Source organism: Micromonospora sp. LZ37 (assembly GCF_059359015.1).
In genome coordinates this window covers 244,160-261,031 of sequence record NZ_JCADBL010000005.1, presented here as the reverse complement: position 1 = coordinate 261,031, position 16,872 = coordinate 244,160, and the positions used below count along the sequence as shown (strand labels likewise).

16 protein-coding genes and 3 tRNA genes are annotated in these 16,872 nt (G+C 74.2%); 3 read left to right on the top strand and 16 right to left on the bottom strand.

Features of this window, described 5'->3' with window-relative positions:
- Positions 1-69: 69 nt before the first annotated feature.
- The 4 genes from AC5L3Z_RS13720 to leuC form a co-directional block, all read right to left on the bottom strand.
- Positions 70-2,136: an endonuclease/exonuclease/phosphatase family protein gene (locus tag AC5L3Z_RS13720; protein WP_494842032.1), complete on the bottom strand. Its 2,067-nt coding sequence runs from the start codon at positions 2,134-2,136 to the stop codon at positions 70-72.
- Positions 2,137-2,282: 146 nt separating this feature from the next.
- Entirely contained in the window at positions 2,283-2,894 is a 612-nt protein-coding gene (locus tag AC5L3Z_RS13715; protein ID WP_494842030.1) for an HU family DNA-binding protein, read from the bottom strand.
- Between the two features lie 171 nt (positions 2,895-3,065).
- Positions 3,066-3,653 carry a 3-isopropylmalate dehydratase small subunit gene (gene leuD / locus AC5L3Z_RS13710; protein ID WP_494842029.1) on the bottom strand — a complete coding sequence of 196 codons (588 nt, stop codon included), beginning with the start codon at positions 3,651-3,653 and terminating at the stop codon, positions 3,066-3,068.
- Positions 3,654-3,668: 15 nt separating this feature from the next.
- Positions 3,669-5,114 (bottom strand): 3-isopropylmalate dehydratase large subunit, encoded by a 1,446-nt coding sequence (leuC, locus tag AC5L3Z_RS13705; protein WP_494842027.1) that lies wholly within the window; start codon positions 5,112-5,114, stop codon positions 3,669-3,671.
- Positions 5,115-5,163: 49 nt separating this feature from the next.
- On the opposite strand from leuC, the gene AC5L3Z_RS13700 reads away from it, so the two are divergent.
- Positions 5,164-5,850 carry an IclR family transcriptional regulator gene (locus tag AC5L3Z_RS13700; RefSeq protein WP_494842026.1) on the top strand — a complete coding sequence of 229 codons (687 nt, stop codon included), beginning with the start codon at positions 5,164-5,166 and terminating at the stop codon, positions 5,848-5,850.
- A 774-nt stretch (positions 5,851-6,624) separates the two neighbouring features.
- Here AC5L3Z_RS13700 and AC5L3Z_RS13695 read toward each other — a convergent pair.
- From AC5L3Z_RS13695 to AC5L3Z_RS13680, 4 genes are all read right to left on the bottom strand, one after another.
- A tRNA-Glu gene (locus tag AC5L3Z_RS13695) sits at positions 6,625-6,697 on the bottom strand.
- Between the two features lie 232 nt (positions 6,698-6,929).
- Positions 6,930-7,002, bottom strand: a tRNA-Glu gene (locus tag AC5L3Z_RS13690).
- Positions 7,003-7,139: 137 nt separating this feature from the next.
- A tRNA-Gln gene (locus tag AC5L3Z_RS13685) sits at positions 7,140-7,211 on the bottom strand.
- Between the two features lie 106 nt (positions 7,212-7,317).
- On the bottom strand, positions 7,318-8,121 hold the full coding sequence (locus AC5L3Z_RS13680) for a fumarylacetoacetate hydrolase family protein (protein WP_334534542.1): 804 nt from the start codon (positions 8,119-8,121) through the stop codon (positions 7,318-7,320).
- 166 nt (positions 8,122-8,287) lie between these two features.
- Between AC5L3Z_RS13680 and AC5L3Z_RS13675 the strand changes: the two genes are divergently transcribed.
- Complete coding sequence (locus tag AC5L3Z_RS13675; protein ID WP_494842024.1) at positions 8,288-9,724, top strand: hypothetical protein; 1,437 nt, start codon at positions 8,288-8,290, stop codon at positions 9,722-9,724.
- Between the two features lie 33 nt (positions 9,725-9,757).
- Positions 9,758-10,636 carry a 3-methyladenine DNA glycosylase gene (locus AC5L3Z_RS13670; protein ID WP_494842022.1) on the top strand — a complete coding sequence of 293 codons (879 nt, stop codon included), beginning with the start codon at positions 9,758-9,760 and terminating at the stop codon, positions 10,634-10,636.
- Positions 10,637-10,693: 57 nt separating this feature from the next.
- Here AC5L3Z_RS13670 and AC5L3Z_RS13665 read toward each other — a convergent pair whose 3' ends face one another.
- From AC5L3Z_RS13665 to AC5L3Z_RS13630, 8 genes are all read right to left on the bottom strand, one after another.
- Entirely contained in the window at positions 10,694-11,083 is a 390-nt protein-coding gene (locus AC5L3Z_RS13665; protein ID WP_494842021.1) for a DUF4180 domain-containing protein, read from the bottom strand.
- A gap of 50 nt (positions 11,084-11,133) precedes the next feature.
- Complete coding sequence (gene arfB / locus AC5L3Z_RS13660; RefSeq protein ID WP_494842019.1) at positions 11,134-11,559, bottom strand: alternative ribosome rescue aminoacyl-tRNA hydrolase ArfB; 426 nt, start codon at positions 11,557-11,559, stop codon at positions 11,134-11,136.
- Between the two features lie 9 nt (positions 11,560-11,568).
- The gene (locus tag AC5L3Z_RS13655; RefSeq protein ID WP_494842017.1) at positions 11,569-11,868 is read right to left on the bottom strand and encodes a hypothetical protein; all 300 of its coding nucleotides are present in this window, start codon (positions 11,866-11,868) and stop codon (positions 11,569-11,571) included.
- A 107-nt stretch (positions 11,869-11,975) separates the two neighbouring features.
- Positions 11,976-12,836 carry a S1C family serine protease gene (locus AC5L3Z_RS13650; RefSeq protein ID WP_494842015.1) on the bottom strand — a complete coding sequence of 287 codons (861 nt, stop codon included), beginning with the start codon at positions 12,834-12,836 and terminating at the stop codon, positions 11,976-11,978.
- 32 nt (positions 12,837-12,868) lie between these two features.
- On the bottom strand, positions 12,869-13,828 hold the full coding sequence (locus AC5L3Z_RS13645; protein ID WP_494842013.1) for a VWA domain-containing protein: 960 nt from the start codon (positions 13,826-13,828) through the stop codon (positions 12,869-12,871).
- The gene (locus AC5L3Z_RS13640) at positions 13,825-14,814 is read right to left on the bottom strand and encodes a DUF58 domain-containing protein (RefSeq protein WP_494842011.1); all 990 of its coding nucleotides are present in this window, start codon (positions 14,812-14,814) and stop codon (positions 13,825-13,827) included. Before AC5L3Z_RS13640 ends, AC5L3Z_RS13645 begins: the two co-directional genes overlap by 4 nt.
- 11 nt (positions 14,815-14,825) lie before the next feature.
- On the bottom strand, positions 14,826-15,875 hold the full coding sequence (locus AC5L3Z_RS13635; RefSeq protein WP_494842009.1) for an AAA family ATPase: 1,050 nt from the start codon (positions 15,873-15,875) through the stop codon (positions 14,826-14,828).
- 197 nt (positions 15,876-16,072) lie between these two features.
- Positions 16,073-16,594 carry a hypothetical protein gene (locus AC5L3Z_RS13630; RefSeq protein ID WP_494842007.1) on the bottom strand — a complete coding sequence of 174 codons (522 nt, stop codon included), beginning with the start codon at positions 16,592-16,594 and terminating at the stop codon, positions 16,073-16,075.
- Positions 16,595-16,872 lie beyond the last annotated feature (278 nt).

The following is a 16,872-nucleotide window of genomic DNA, read 5'->3' as shown; positions in this document are numbered from 1 at the left end:
GCACCGGCAGGACGAGCGCACCACCGGCCGTTGCCGGCCGCGCCCCCGGCGCGGACGGCAGGGGCCGCGTCAGGCGGGCGGCAGGGTCAGGGTCACCCGCACCGGCAGGTGGTCGCTGGCGGTGCCGGGCGGGGCGACCGCGTCGGCGGCGCCGACACCGGACGAGACGAAGACGTGGTCGATCTGTTCACGCGGGTCGTCGGCGGGGCTGGTCGGCAGGGGCCGGGCCGCGGCCAGCGCGTCGGTCAGGCCGGCCCCGGTGAACTCGGCGAAGGCCGGCGCGCCCGGCTCGGTGTTCAGGTCACCGGCGACGACCAGCGGCCGCCCGGCCGCGTACCCGAGGGCGAAGTCGGCCACCGCGCGGGCCTGGACCACCGGTTCGCGCCCCGGCGGCGGTTGCAGGTGGGTGGCCACCACCGCCAGCCCCGGCTCAGCGGCGCCGAAGTCGACGGTGACGCCGAGCGCCTGCGCCCCGGTGGGCGCCCCCACCGCCGGCAGCGCCCGGGTGCGGACCGACCGCAGTGGCCAGCGGCTCAGCACCGCGTCGCCCCAGAGCGGGTCGGCCGCCGGCGCGAAGACGTACCACCGGTCCAGCCGCTCGGCCAGCAGGTCCAGGCTGTCGTGACCGCCGTTGAGCAGCCAACCCCGGTCCACCTCGCTGAGCAGGACGACATCGGCGTCCCGGACGGCCCGCGCGAGGCGGTCCGGGTCGAACCGCCCGTCCAGGCCGAAGCCCATCCGGATGTTGTACGCCGCCACCCGGATCCGCTCGGACGCCCCGGCCCGGTTCTCCGCGACCAGCGTCTCGTCGCCGACGAGGGCGGCGAGCAGGACCAGCACGGCGGCGGAGCCGGCGATCCGTAGCCGGGGCGGCGCCGACGAGGGCGGGGTCGGCGCGGTGGCGGTCGGGGTGCGGCCGGCGGTGAACGCGGCCACACCGACCAGCGCGGCCACCAGCACCGGCACCCAGGCGTTCGGATGGCCCAGGTCGTAGGCCGCGTAGTACACGGTCGTCGGGACGGCGAAGGCGAGCATTCCCGCGACGGCCGCGAGGGCCCGCCGGCCGGCGACCGCACGCTCCTCCGTCCCGCCGCGCCGGCCCGGCACGTCGAGGTGGGGGGCGGTGGTGACCCGCGCGTCGACGGTGTCACCTCCGCCCGCCGCACCCCGCTGGACCGTCAGGACCCGTTCGTCCGCCCTGCCCCGGTCGTCGGCCCCCACCAGGTCGGCCGCGGCCCGGTCGTCCGCCGCGGCGAGCAGCGCCAGGCAGCCGCCGAGGCCGGCGGCGGCGAGCAGGACGGCCGGCAGCAGCAGGCCGCCACCGCCCACGACGAAGAGCACGGTTCCCGCCAGCAGGAGCGCGGGGCCGAGCCACCGGGTGGTGCGGGCGGGCGGCGCCAGCGCGGCGAACAGGAAGCCGCCGACCGCCACCGCGAACGGCGCCAGGCCGAGCAGCGGCCCGGGCGTGGTGGCCACCGGCCCGTCGCCGCCGGAAGGCCAGCTCAACCACCCGAACTGGTACGACGTCGCGGTCCGGGCGACCGCCGGGGAGAGCGCCACCAGGCCGGCGAGGAACACCGTGGGGCCGGCCAGCAGCCAGCTGCGCACGCCCCCGGCGCCGGCGGGCGGAGCCGGGCGGGCCTGCCCGGCCAGGAAGAGCGCGGCGACCACGACCGCGGCCAGCCAGGCGTCCGCGCCCCCGGCCCACCCCGACCGGTACGTGTCCAGCATGGTGTGCAGGACCGCGCCGGCGCCGAGACCGACGGCCAGCCCCGGCACCGGGCGGTCCGTCACGGCCGCGGTGGCGGCGAGCCACACCAGGCCGGCGAGCAGCCCGGCCGTGGCGAGCCAGAGCTGGAGAGGGCCACCGGGCTGGCCGGTGAGAGCGACCCGGACGACGGCCAGCGCCACCGCCGCGACCACGGTCACCGGGCGGGCGCCGACGCGACGGATCAGCGCCGGCGCCGCGAGGGCGAGCACGAACCAGCCGAGCGCGAACGCCCCCAGCAGTTCGGCCGGGGTGGACGCGGCCTGCCCGAAGATGGTGATGACCGCCGGCAGGAAGACCCGCAGCACGTCGACCAGGAGGACGACGCCCAGGGCGAGCGTGGCGGTGGTGAGGTGGCGGTGACGCACGGGCCCTCTTTCGCCGACCGGTGGGGGTCGGCCGATTCTGCGTGCGGCCGGCGTGCCGGGTCAACAGGTCTGCGCGGGCCGGGCCCCGTCCCGCCAGATACGCCGAAGGGCGCCCACCCGTCGGTGGACGCCCTTCACGTGCGGTTTCAGCGCTTGGCAGCGGCCTTCTTCGCCGGGGACTTCTTCGCCGGCGCCTTCTTGGCGGCCGCGCTCTTGCTGGCCGTGGCGGTGGTCTTCTTCGCCGCGGTGGCCTTCGTCGCCGCCGTGGTCTTCTTCGCCGGGGCGGCCTTCTTGGTGGTCGCCTTGGCCGTGGTGGTCTTGGCGGCCTTCGCCGGGGCGGTCTTCTTGGCCGCCTTGGCGGTGGTCTTGGCGGCCTTCGCCGGGGCGGTCTTCTTGGCCGGGGCCGCCTTGGCGCCCGTGGCCTTCGCGCCGGCGGTCTTGGTGGCCGCGGTCTTCTTGGCCGGCGCGGCGGCCTTCGGCGCCTTGCCGCTGGCCACCATCTCCTTGAAACCGGCGCCCGGGCGGAAGGTCGGCACGGAGGTCTTCTTGACCTTCACCGCCTCACCGGTACGCGGGTTGCGCGCTGTTCGGGCGGCCCGGACGCGCTTCTCGAACGATCCGAATCCGGTGATCGCCACCTTGTCGCCCTTGGTGACCGCCGCCTGGACCTCGGCGATGACCGCGTCGAGCGCTGCCGTCGCCGTCTTCCGGTCCCCCAGGCGATCGGCGAGCGCCTCGATGAGCTCGGCCTTGTTCACGACTTCCTCCCGATTGTGCAACTGACTCGACGCGAGCCATTCTGCGCGCACGGTATGCCCTGTGCTGCCTGGACACAAACATTCGATGGAAAAAAGCCCTTGTGTCGTAACGGATTCGCCCCCACCGGTGGACCGGTGGGGGCGAATACGGATGAGCGATCGGGCGTACGGCTATGCGACGGCGGGCGTGAACGACGGCCGGCCGGTCTCGTAGGCGCTGATCTCGGCCTCGTGTCGCAAAGTCAGTCCAATGTCATCCAAGCCCTCCATCAACCGCCAGCGGCTGTGGTCGTCGAGCGGGAACCCCCAGGTGGCCTCCCCGACCCGGACCTCGCGGGCGGCCAGGTCGACGGTGACCTGGGTGGTCGGGTCGGACTCGATCCGATCCCAGATCTCCTCGACGGCTTTCAATTCGAGCTCGACTGGAAGGAGGCCTTCCTTGAGGGCGTTGCCGCGGAAGATGTCACCGAATCGAGGAGAGATCACCGCGCGGAAACCCCAGTCGCGCAGCGCCCAGACGGCATGCTCCCGGGAGGACCCGGTACCGAACTCGGGACCGGCCACGAGAATCGACGCCCCGGAATGAACGGGATCGTTGAGCACGAATCCCGGATCCTCCCGCCACGCGCTGAAGAGCCCGTCGGCGAAACCGGTCCGGGTCACCCGCTTGAGGTACACGGCGGGAATGATCTGATCGGTGTCCACGTTGGAGCGCCGCAGCGGCACGGCGGTGCCGGTGTGGGTGGTGAACTTGTCCATCGTGCGGCTGCCCTTCTACAGGTCGGCGGGGGCGGCCAGCCGGCCGACCACGGCGGTGGCGGCGGCGACCGGCGGGGACACCAGGTGGGTGCGCCCTCCCCGGCCCTGACGGCCCTCGAAGTTGCGGTTGGAGGTCGAGGCCGAGCGCTGGCCCGGCTTGAGGGTGTCGGGGTTCATGCCCAGGCACATCGAGCAGCCGGCGAAGCGCCACTCGGCGCCGGCGTCGGCGAAGACCTTGTCCAGCCCCTCGGCCTCGGCGGCCTCGCGGACGGCGGCCGAGCCGGGCACCACCAGCATCCGCACCCCGGCGGCGACCTGCTGGCCGCGCAGCACCTCGGCGGCGGCCCGGAGGTCCTCCAGCCGGCCGTTGGTGCAGGAGCCGACGAAGACCACGTCGACCGCGAGGTCCCGCAGCGGGGTGCCGGGGCGCAGGTCCATGTACTCCAGGGCGCGGCGGGCGGCGGCCCGCTCGGACTCGGTGACGAACTCCTCCGGGTCCGGCACCGTCGCGTCCAGCGACGCTCCCTGGCCGGGGTTGGTGCCCCAGGTGACGAAGGGCGTGACCCGGCTGGCGTCCAGGGTCACCTCGGCGTCGAAGGTCGCGCCCTCGTCGGTGGGCAGGGTCCGCCAGTAGGCCACCGCCGCGTCCCACTCGGCGCCCCGGGGTGCGTGCGGCCGCCCCTTGAGGTACGCGAAGGTGGTCTCGTCCGGCGCGATCAGGCCGGCCTTGGCACCCCACTCGATGGACATGTTGGCGACGGTCATCCGCCCCTCCATGGAGAGCGCGCGGATCGCCTCGCCCCGGTACTCCACGATGTGGCCGCGACCGCCGCCGGTGCCCACCTGGGTGATCAGCGCGAGGACGAGGTCCTTGGCGGTGACGCCGGGGGCGAGCCGGCCGGTGACGTTCACCGCCATGGTCTTCGGGCGGGCCTGCGGCAGCGTCTGGGTGGCCAGCACGTGCTCGACCTCACTGGTGCCGATGCCGAAGGCGAGCGCCCCGAAGGCGCCGTGGGTGGCGGTGTGCGAGTCGCCACAGACGATCGTCATGCCGGGCTGGGTGAGGCCGAGCTGCGGGCCGATGACGTGCACGATGCCCTGGTTCTCGTCGCCGAGCGGGTGCAGCCGCACGCCGAATTCGGCACAGTTGCGGCGCAGCGTCTCGATCTGCGTGCGCGAGGTCGGGTCGGCGATGGTCAGCAGGTCACCGCGGCGGGACCGGAACGCCGGGTCGTCGTACCCGGTCGGGGTGTTGTGGTCCTCGGTCGCGAGCGTGAGGTCGGGACGGCGGACCCGGCGGCCGGCCAGGCGCAGCCCGTCGAAGGCCTGCGGGCTGGTCACCTCGTGCAGCAGGTGCAGGTCGATGTAGAGCAGATCAGGCTCACCCGTGGCGGCGCGTACGACGTGCGCGTCCCAGACCTTCTCGGCCAGGGTCCTCGGCTCAGGAGTGACTCCCACCATCTGGACATCCTAAATTCTGGGAGGTATGTTTCGGCTTGTGGGACACAGTATGAGCGGTGTCGGCGTCCTCGACAAGGCGGTGGTCATTCTGGCCGCCTGTGTCGACGGCGCCAGCCTGGCCGAACTCGTTGAACGCACCAAGCTGCCCCGGGCCACCGCGCACCGGCTGGCACAGGCCCTGGAGATCCACCGGATGCTGGTCCGGGACACCCAGGGGCGCTGGCGTCCCGGGCCCCGGCTCGGCGAGCTGGCCAACGCCGCGCCGGACGTGCTGCTGACCGCCGCCGAGCCGCTGCTGGCCGCGCTACGGGACGCCACCGGCGAAAGCACCCAGCTCTACCTGCGCAGAGCGGACGAACGGGTCTGCGTGGCCGCCGCCGAGCGGGCCAGCGGCCTGCGCGACACGGTGCCGGTCGGTTCGGTGCTGCCGATGACCGCGGGTTCCGCGGCGCAGATCCTGCTGGCCTGGGAGCCCCCGGAGGCCGTCATGCCGCTGCTGCCCCGGTCCAAGTTCACCGGCCGCACCTTGGCCGAGGTGCGGCGCCGCGGCTGGGCGCAGAGCGTCGCCGAGCGGGAGGCCGGTGTGGCGAGCGTCTCCGCCCCGATCCGGGACCGCACCGGCCGCGTGATCGCCGCGGTCAGCATCTCCGGCCCCATCGAGCGGCTGGGCCGCCGCCCCGGCGAGCGGCACGCCATGGCCGTGGTGCGCGCCGGCCAACGCCTCTCCGGCCTCTGACCCCAGCACCTCCCCCGACCCATCCCCCTGCACCGACCCCTGCGCCGACCGACCCCTGTGCCGGCCTCACCGCACCCGACCTGGCCCTGCCCCGCCCCACGCCCCCGCCCAACCCGGCACTGACCCGCCCGGGTCGGGGGATTGACCAAGAGGTTTGCGTCAGCGTCACGCCTCCGGCGTGAAGCAAGCCTCTTGCTCACCAAGGGTGTCGAACGGCGACGCCGCTGCCTTCGAGACGCATGACGCTGCGGCCAGGTCGGTCTCGGGACGGCCGGGGCGGCGGCCTCTCCTGACTGGGCGGCCCCCGTCGGAGCAGGGGGTCGCCCGCTTTAGAGCTGATGTCGTGAACGAATCACGGGTGGGATGAGCCGTCACCGGCCACTACCGGCCCACGACTGGTGATTCGTCTACGACATCAGCTCTAAAGCGTCTGCGACACCCCTGCGGCTCCCGCTCGGCGGGCCGTTCCCGGAACCAGTCGCTCCCGGACCAGTCGCTCCCCGGCCCCGCCGCCTACGCGACCACGCACCGGACGGACCGGCAGTTGCTGAGCCGCGGCCTCCGGCATCGGCCGGGCTCGCCGACCCCCGCATCCCGCACCGGGCGCAGCGGTGCGCGCCGCACCGACACCGTGGGGAGCGGCGGGAAAGCGGCGGGGCCGACGGTCGGTTCAGCGGGGGCACAGCCGGGTTCAGTGGGAGCACAGCCGGACGGGGCTGCGGCTGGAAGGCGAACGGCCCGCCTCACTGACGTGAGACGGGCCGTTCAACGGTGTAGCCCCGACCGGATTCGAACCGGCGCTACCGCCTTGAGAGGGCGGCGTCCTAGGCCGCTAGACGACGGGGCCAGGCACTTTCCTGCTTCACCACCCTGGCCGGGCGGCGCGGTTGTAGTCTAGCGACACCGCTCGCCGCCGCGACGACGGGGGCCGGGTCTCCCGCCCGGGGCGCGCCCGTCCGCGGACGACCGGGGCCCTGGCAGCGCCGCGCCGCACCACGGTGCCCGCGGCCCGGGCGACGCGAGGGGGGTGGAGACACGAAGAAGCCCGCCCCACCGAGGTGGGACGGGCTGTCGACGTGTAGCCCCGACCGGATTCGAACCGGCGCTACCGCCTTGAGAGGGCGGCGTCCTGGGCCGCTAGACGACGGGGCCAGAACTTCACCTGCTCTCCCACCCTCGCGGGTGGGAGAGCTGCACTCTACCAGAGATCATCTTCCGCTCCCCGGAGGGAGCGGAGCGGAACTCCGCCAGAATCCAGCGTCCGGGATTCTCGCGAATCCGCGGTTGCGCTGGGGTACCAGGACTCGAACCTAGACTAACTGAACCAGAATCAGTCGGGCTGCCAATTACCCCATACCCCATCGGCCCCTTGCGGTGCCGGGAATGAACTTTACCCTCCCCGCACCGAGAGGCCAAATCCAACCCCCTGAGACGCCTGTGAGCTGCGGAAACAGGGTGTCGGACGCGTCAGGCGACCGGGACCACCGGGTTGGTGAGTTCGCCGATCCCCTCGATCCGCACGGTGACCGTATCCCCGTCGGTGAGCGGGCTAACCCCCGCCGGCGTGCCGGTCAGCACCACGTCCCCGGGCAGCAGCGTCATCACGTGCGAGATGTACGACACCAGACCCGGCACGTCGAAGACCATGTCCTTCGTCCGGCCCAGCTGCCGTACCTCCATCTGCTCCGGGTCACGCCCCACCTCGCACCGGATCTCCAGGTCGGAGACGTCCAGCCCGGTGGTGATCCACGGCCCGATCGGGCAGAAGGAGTCGAAGCCCTTGGCCCGGGCCCACTGCCCGTCCGAGCGCTGGAGATCGCGCGCGGTGACGTCGTTGGCGCAGGTGTAGCCGAAGATGGCCTTCTCCGCGGCGGCCCGGTCGGCCCGGCGGGCGCCCGTCACGCCGATCACCACGGCCAGCTCCGCCTCGTGCTCGACCTGCTTAGAGAAGATCGGCAGCCGGATCGCGTCGCGCGGCCCGATCACCGAGGTGGAGGGCTTGAGGAAGAGCAGCGGCTCCTTCGGGACCTCGCTGCCGTGCTCGGCGGCGTGGTCGGCGTAGTTACGACCGACACAGACCACCTTGCTGGGCAGGATCGGCGAGAGCAGCCGGACGTCGGAGAGCGCCCAACGGGCGCCGGAGAACTGGAGCTGACCGAACGGGTGGCCCTCGATCTCGGCGATGGTCAGGCTCTGCGGCCCAGCCCCCGACTCGCCCTCGACGACCCCGAACGACATTCCCTTGGCATGAGCAAAACGAGCGATACGCACCCGGCCAATCTAGCTCCCCGATGCGGCCGTCCGCGGGCGCCGACGCCGGGACCGTGCCGGCGTCGGCGCAGCGTACGCCGGTCGCGGCCGGTCGGTGCGGGATTCGGCACTTCGTACCCGCCCGGAGGGTCCGGGCCCATACCGTCGGCTCCGGAGGTTCGTTCGTATGCCTGCATCGAGACGACACCACAGAGCCCTCGCCGTGTTCGTGCACGGACTGGGCATCCTCGCCGCCGTGCCGGCACTGCCCACGGCGACACCCGCGACGAAGGTCGAGGCGGCACTGGTCGCCCCGGCCAGCCCGACGCCCGCGGCGGCCGAGGCCGCGCGCAAGCCGGAGGCGGGACAGCGGGCGCCGGCCCCACCGGGAGCGCCCGGGGTGGCCGCGACCGGAGGGGTCATCCCGGTCACACCGGCCGCGCCGGCACCCGGGATGACCACCACAGCCAACCCGGGGAGACCGCGACCGGCGCCGCCGGTGACCGTCGCGGTCGCGCCCGCCGGCACGCCGGCGCCGGGCTACCGGATCCGGGTCCGCAACGACAGCAGCCGGCCGGTCGTCACGACCGTGCGACAGGAACTGCCCGTCGGCTCGTCGGCGACCGCCGTCAGCGCCGGCGGGTGGGCCAGCCGCCCCCTCGGGCGCAACGGCGCCGGCGAGGTGACGTGGCGGCTCACCCTGCCCGCCCGCAGCACCACCACCCTCGACACCGCGCTCACCGCCACCGGGCCGGGCCGGTCGGTGACGGCCCCGGCCTGCGCCTTCTCCAGCGACGAGCGGCCGTACGACTGCGGCACCGCCACCTGGCAGGCCGCCGTGCCGTCGCCGGCGACGCAGGTCACCGAGGCGCAGCCCTGGCGCCGGCCGCCGATCCTGGGCGGGGCGCTGGCCGTGCTGCTGGCGCTCACCGCCGCCGGCGTGTGGTGGTGGCAGCGGGCCCGACGCCGGCGGACCGGGTTCGAGCCGACCGGCGCGGCGCCCACGGCAGCGGGTCGACCGCCGTACGCCGGTGGACCGGGCGCCCCGGCGGGCGGCACCGTGTATCCGCGGCCGGCCGCGCCGGGGCCCGCCGGGCGACGCCGCACCCCGCCGGCCTGGCTGATGGTCGGGGTGGCCGTGGCGGTGCTGGCCGGGGTGGTCCTGGCGGCGGTCTGGACGGGCAGCCAGCGGGTGGCCGCGATCGACACCGCCAAGCAGCCCACCAGCGGCGCCTGGAAGGGCCGCAGCGCCACCGGTGCGCTCGGGGTGCCGCTGCGCGAGCAGGCGTTCGAGTTCACCGTCTACCGGATGAGCTGCGAGCCCGGCATGGCGGCGAACCGGCGGTGCCAGGCGACGGTCGGGGTGCGCAACGTCACCCCGGAGCAGCAGACCTGGCACGGTCAGCTCCAGCGGGCCTACCTGCCGGACGGCAACTGGGTGAGCACCGACGAGGACGCCACCCAGCTGGCGAACCTGGGGCGGGACGTCTTCGCCCAGCCGGTGTCGGCGGGCAGCCGGGTGGTGCTGCCGCTGGTCTTCACCCTGCGCGGCGCACAGCAGCCGAAGCAGCTCGAACTGCGCAGCGGGGTCTTCTCCGCCGGGGTGCGGGTGGACGTGCCCTGACCGGGCCCGGGGCGGCGGTCGTACCCTTGGGCCGTGACCGCCGCCCTCGCTCCCGCCGTCCTCGACGCGGCGGACTGGCAGGCCCGGCGACGCGCTCACGAGGAGCGGGTGGACGCCTGGCTGGCGCCGCACCTGGCCCGCCGCCGCGCCGGCGGGCGGCACCCGGTGGAGGACTTCCTCTTCACCTACTACTCGCACCGGCCGGCCCAGCTACGCCGCTGGCACCCCGGCGCGGGGGTGCTGCTGCGCGACGCCGACCCCGCCGAGTTCGGCCGGGACTACCGTGCCGACCCCGCCGGGGTCACCCTCGACACCGAGCGGGTACGCGCCCGGCGGGCCGACTCGATCGAGTGGATCCGGGGGCTGCTCGCCGCGACCGCCGGCCGGCCCGCCCACGTCGGCTGCTTCGGCATGCACGAGTGGGCGATGGTCTACCGGCAGACCCAGGACGAGGTCCGGCACAACGCCTGGCCGCTGCGGCTGAGCCCGGAGCGGACCGCCGCCGTGGTGGAGGAGCGCGGCGTGCGGTGCAGCCACTTCGACGCGTACCGGTTCTTCACCGCGCCGGCCCGGCCGCTGAACCTGCTCACCCCGACCCGGGAGAGCCAGCACGCGCTGGAGCAGCCGGGCTGCCTGCACGCCAACATGGACCTCTACAAGTGGGCGTACAAGCTCTCCCCACTGGTGCCGAGCGAGCTGGTGGCGGAGTGCTTCGCGCTGGCCCGGGAGGTCCGCACGCTGGACATGCGGGCCTCCCCGTACGACCTCTCCGCGCTGGGCTGTCCGCCGGTGCGGGTCGAGACGGTCGAGGGCCGGCACGAGTACGTGCAGGCGCAGCGGTCGTTCGCGGAACGAGCCGCGCCGCTGCGCTCGCGTCTGATCGCGGAGTGCGACCGGCTCCTCGCCGCCTGACCGGGAGCGGTCGGGCTCACCCCGCCGGGTGGTGGCGCGTCCGCCGGCCTCGACCGCCTACCCGGTAACTCGCTGGTCGCGGCGGCGCAGGCGCTCCTCCAGCTCGGCCATGGTGTCGACGAACCAGAGCTGGTCGCCGCGGTCGGACTCGGTGACGAAGTCCCGCAGGGCGGTGCTGCGCGCGACGTGCGCGGAGATGTCGCCGACCACGGCCAGCCGCAGCCGGTAGTTGACGAACTTCTGCACCACCTCCCCCGCCACCCCGGTGCGCAGGGTGAAGAACTCGGCGGCGAGCCGTCGTACCGGCAGCAGGACCAGGTCCGCGCCGTGACCCAGCGCCGCGCCGATCACGTCCATCGCGTCGTCGCCGCCGCAGAGTCGCGGGCCGTCGGGGGCGCAGGAGAGCACGGCGCGGCCGTGCAGGGTGACCAGGGTGTCGGCGGACATGCTGGCAGCGTAGGCGGGCGGGCCGGGGCGGGGCAGCCGGATTTCGCCGCTCAGTCCCCGTCGACCCGCCGGTCCCGCTTGCGCTGCGACTGGCGCTTCTTGTCGGCCAGCCGGCGTTCCTTGGCGCCCCGGGAGGGGCGGGTGGGTCGCCGGGGCGGGGGCGGCGGCGCGACGGCGGCGCGCAGCAGCTCGGCCAGCCGTTCCCGGGCCGCCTCCCGGTTGGCCAGTTGCGCCCGGTGCTCGCTGGCGGCGATCGTCAGCACCCCGTCGACCAGGCGGTTGGCCAGGCGTTCCAGCGCCCGGGCGCGCAGCGTCGGCGGCAGGCTGGGCGAGGCGGCCAGGTCGAAGCTCAGCTCGACCCGGGAGTCGGTGGTGTTGACGCCCTGCCCACCCGGCCCCGAGGAGCGGGAGAACCGCTCCCGCAGTTCGGCGGCGGGTACGACCCACCGGTCGGTCACCCGCAGTCCGTCGTCCACGTCCCGAGGCTAACGCCCCGGGGTGGTCGCCGTGGCGCTGGGCGAGGGGCTGGGTGCCGGCTCCGCCCGCTCGTGATCGGGCCCGACGGCGGCGTACGCGACCGCGCCGACGAGCAGCAGCGCGATGACGCCGACCTTGGTGGTGACCGCCCGGATCAACAGCCAGGCGGTACGCCGGGCGCCGGGCACCGCGTTCTTGGCCGCCTTGTAGTCCGTCCACCCGCGCCGGGCCCGGGCGTACTGGGCGCCGACCGCCCAACCGAGGAAGAGTCCCACCGCCAGCAGGACCGCCATGAGAGGAAGCTCCACCCACGCCAGTATCCATACCCAGCGTGATATTTCTATGGGCCGATGGTCCCGCGGCAGGAATCCGACAGTTTTCCCGTTACGACCGGCCGGTCCTGGCGCGTCCCGACTCAGCCGCCTTTGCCGATGATGGTGTCGGCGGTCTGCTGCACCTGGTCGATCGGGATGGCGAAGCCGATGCCGATCGAGCCGTTGCCGTCGATGGTGGCGATGGCGGTGTTCACCCCGACCACCTCACCCCGGGCGTTGACCAGCGGGCCACCGGAGTTGCCGGGGTTGATGGAGGCGTCGGTCTGCACCGCGCTGCGCCGGTTGGTACCGAGGCGTACCTGCCGGTCGAGCGCGCTGACGATGCCGGCGGTCACCGTGCCGGCCAGGCCGAGCGGCGAGCCGACCGCCAGCACCGGCTCCCCCACCCGCGTGGTGCGCGGCTTGGCCAGCGGCAGCGGGGCCAACCCGGCCGCGGCCGGCACCCGGAGCACCGCCAGGTCGCTGCCCGGTTCCCGGCCCACCACCTCGGCGGCGAACCGCCGGCCGTCCGGCATCTCCACCGTCACCGCACCCCCGCCGCCCTTGGCCAGGATGTGGTCGTTGGTGATGATGTGCTGCTGGTTGTCGATGGCGAACCCGGACCCGGTGGCGGCGGACCCGGAGGCCCCGCCGGCCAGCACCGACACCACGCCCGGCACGGTCTTGCGGGCCGCGGTGACCAGCTCCGCCGGGACGGGAGCGGCCGAGGCCGCCGCGGGTCCGGGCGCGTCGTGGCCGGCCACCCAGCCACCGGCCACCGCGCCGGAGACCGTGGAGAGGGCCACCACCGCCGCCGCGGCGAGCAGCCGCCCACCCCAGCGCCGCCGGGACGGCTCCTGTCCCGACCCGGGTACGTCCCACCGGGGCCGCCCGTCCGGGCCCAGCTCCGGGGAGAGGAACCACGGGCCCCGCGGCTCGCCCAGTCCGGTCTGCACTGCCATACGTCCGCTCCTCACTGGTCGGTCCGACGGGCTCAGGGCAGGCGGGAGAACCACCGCATCGACCCGGCCGCGGCGCCCATGGCGAACACCAGCCCGAGGCCGATGAACCGGGCGGAGATGTCCTGGCGCTCCTTGCGGTAGCCCACCGAGGAGCCGATGTCCTCGTAGACCTCGCGGAGCTGTTCGCTGGAGCCGGCCTCGTGGAAGCCGCCCCCGGTCTCGTCGGCGACGGCCCGGAGGGTCTGCCCGTCCACCGGCACCTGGATCGGCCGGCCGCCCCGGTCGACGAACCCGTCCGGGGTGCCGAACGAGATGGTGTGCACCGGCACCTTCACCGCCACGGCCGCCGCCGCGGCCTCCATCGGGTCCGCGCCGGAGGTGTTCGCCCCGTCGGAGAGCAGGATGATCCGGGCCGGTGGTGGCTGCTGCGCCGCCTTGGCGTCCAGGCTCTTCACCGCGCCGAGCGAGGCGCTGATCGCCTCGCCGATCGCGGTGCCCTGCACACCGGTGATCCCCTCGGCCAGCCGTCCGATGCCGTCGTCCAGCGCCCCCCGGTCGGTGCTCGGCGGCACCAGCACCGCCGCGCTGCCGGCGAACGCGACCAGCCCGACGTTGAACTCGTCGGGCAGCCCGTCGACGAACTGGCGGGCCGCCTCCTTCGCCGCCGCCAGCCGGTCGGGCTCCACGTCGGTGGCGAGCATCGAGGTGGAGACGTCCACGGCGACCATCACGGTGGCCCGTTCCCGGGGCACCCGCACCTCCGCGCTGGGCCGGGCGAAGCCCACCACCAGCAGCGCGAGCATGGCCAGGAAGAGGCCGGCGGGCACGTGCCGCCGCCAGGCCGGCCGGTTCGGCGCCACCCGGTCGAGCAGCCGCAGGTTGGTGAAGCGGACGGCGTACCGGCTGCGCCGGCGCTGCATCAGCAGGTAGCCGACGACCAGGGCGAGCACCCCCAGCAGCAGCCAGAGTCGGACGGGCGACTGCCAGGTCACGAGCGACCTCCCCGGGTCGGTGCGGGTGCCGCGGCCAGCCGGCGCTGGGCCTGCACGTGCCGCACGATGTCGGCGGTCCAGTCCCGGTCGGTGCGCAGCGTCAGGTGGGTCGCGCCGGACCGGCGCAGCGCGCGGCGTACCTGCTCGCGCTGGGCGGCGGCGGCGCTGGCGTAGCGGCGGCGCAGGGCCGCGTCGCCGGTCCACACCTCCCGCCGCCGGCCGGTCTCCGGGTCGACCAGGGTGACCAGGCCGACGTCCGGCAGTTCCAGCTCGCGAGGGTCGGTGACCTCGACCGCGAGCACCTGGTGCCGGGCCGCCAGCCGCCGCAGCGCCGGCTCCCAGGCGGCCGGGTCGTCGTGGTCGTCGGGCAGCCCGTCGAGGAAGTCGGAGACCACCACGACCAGCCCGCGCCGGTTCGCCACCCGCTGCAGCCCGGCGAGCCCCTCACCGAGGTGGGGCGGGTCCACCGGTGGGGCGGGTCCGTCGTGCCCGCCGACGCGGGGCGCGGTCAGCAGCGCGCGGAGCAGGCCGAGCAGGTGGGTACGGCCGCTGCGCGCGGGGAACCGGCGCAGCCCGGCCGAGGTGAGCAGTTGCGCGCCGAGCCGGTTGCCGGTGCCGGCGGTGAGGAAGCCGATCGCCGCCACCGCGGCCACCGACAGCTCGCGCTTGTCCAGCTCGGCGGTGCCGAACTCCATGCTGGGGCTGGCGTCGACCAGCAGCCAGGTGGAGAGCTCCCGGTCCGCGTCGACCTCGCGGATGTGCGGCACGGTGGTCCGCGCGGTCACCGCCCAGTCCATCCGGCGGACCTCGTCCTCGCCGGGGCGGTACTCGCGGCTGCCGGCGATCTCGCTGCCCGGTCCGGGCAGCAGGCCCCGGTGCTGGCCTTGGAGCAGCCCGTCGAGCCGTCGGGTGACGGTCAGCTCCAGTCGCCGCAGCCGCTGGTCGGGGGTGAGTTCGGCGAGGCCCGGGTGGGCGGGCGCCGGCACGGCGGCGCGCCTCACGCCGCCGCCAGGTCGGTCGCCTGTTCGGGCCGGCCGGTGGCCAGCACTGGGGGCGGCACCGCGTCGACCAGCCGGCGCACCACCGCCTCCGCGGCCACCCCGTCGGCGACCGCGTCGAAGGAGAGCACCAGCCGGTGGGCGAGGACGTCCACCGCCAGTTCCCGGACGTCCTCCGGCAGCACGTACTCCCGACCGCGCAGCAGCGCCTGGGCGCGGGCGGCGGCGACCAGGCCGAGGGTGGCCCGGGGGCTCGCCCCGTACGCCAGCAGCGGCGCGATCTCGGGCAGCCCGAACCGCCCCGGGTCGCGGGTGGCGAGGATGAGCCGGACGACGTACTCGGCGATCGCGTGGTGCACGAAGACCTGGGCGGCGCGCTGCTGGAGCGCGCGCAGCCGGGCCGGGTCGAGCACCTGGTGGGCGCGGGGCCGGTCGGTGCTCATCCGGTAGAGGATGGCCAGTTCGTCGGCGTCGCTCGGGTAGTCCACGACGACCTTCATCAGGAACCGGTCGCGCTGCGCCTCCGGCAGCTGGTAGACGCCCTCGGACTCGATCGGGTTCTGGGTGGCGAGCACCAAAAAGGGCTCCGGCACCGGCCAGCTCCGGCCGCCGATGGAGACCTGACGCTCGGCCATCGCCTCCAGCAGCGCCGACTGGACCTTCGCCGGGGCCCGGTTGATCTCGTCGGCCAGCACCAGGTTGGCCATGATCGGGCCCAGCTCGATGTCGAAGTTCTCGCGGGACGCCCGGTAGATGCGGGTGCCGACGATGTCCGAGGGGACCAGGTCGGGGGTGAACTGGATCCGGGAGAACGTGCCGCCGACGACGGTGGCGAGGGTCTGCGCGGCGAGTGTCTTCGCCACGCCCGGCACGCCCTCCAGCAGGCAGTGCCCGTCGGCGATCAACGCGGTGAGCAGGCGTTCGACGAGCCGATCCTGCCCGACGATCACGCGTCTGACCTCGAAGAGGGTCTGTTCCAGCTCGGCGCCCGGCGTGTCGGGGTCGGCCGAGGTGGGCAGGCTGGCCAGGGTGTCCGAGATGTCCGTCACGGTGCTTGCTTCCCGGCCCGCTGGGTGGGCAAACGTCGGAATATCAGCCCTTGGGGGGCCGTTTCCCGCCCGGAGCGGGACGAGCCGCCCGGGCGGTCGGCAACCGCGTAGCCGGGGGTGGAGCGGGCGAATGGCACCGGACGGTGCCGACCCCGTGGGGGCCGGCACCGTCGCGGTCAGCGGTCAGCGGTCAGCGGTCAGTTGGCGATGTGGATGTGGAACGGCCGGTCGGCGGGCGTGCCGCCGGAGGTCCGGGTCTGGACGAAGACCCCGTTGGGGGTCAGGTTGCGGGGCGCGACCGACACCTCGCCGCCCGGCGGGACGTTGAACTGGTCGGTGGTGCCGATGGTGGCAACGTACGCCTTGCGGCGCACGTCGTAGTCGAGCAGCACCTGGTACTGCCCCGGGCCGTACTTGGTCGTCGAGACGACGTTCGGCGACTTGTACAGCAGGGTGCCGTTGCTGGCGACGACGGCCCAGGCGACCGTGCCGGCCGCCGGCGGGGCCAGCGTGATGTCCATGGCCGCCCTGGCCTGACGGGCCCCGGCCTCGGACACCGGCGGCTGGGTGCCGACGCCGGGCTGCCGGGCCCCGGGCTGGGCGACCTCGGCCGGAGCCTTGGTCGTCGGCTGGGCGGCGGCGATCCCACCACCGGTGAGGGTGAGCGCCAGGACGCCGAGCGTCACCGCCGCCGCCTTACGCCTGAAGAATGTGGCCATGACAGGTCTCCCTTTTTTGACCGTGGTGATACGGCCGACTCGCATTTCCACGAGCCGGGCGAAATCTGGGGATGAGCCGGATAGACGAAAGCAGAACGCCTTCACCCGCACCTGAAATGCTGCTTCTGCAACATCTCATACCCGCTCTGATCAGGTATTACTACGCTCTGTTGCGGCGCCACAACCAGGAGGAAGGTAGCACCGGAAAAAGCCGAGCGTCAATAGTAGATCAATAGATGCTGCGATTCTCGGCACGCTATTTGAAATCGTGAGATGCG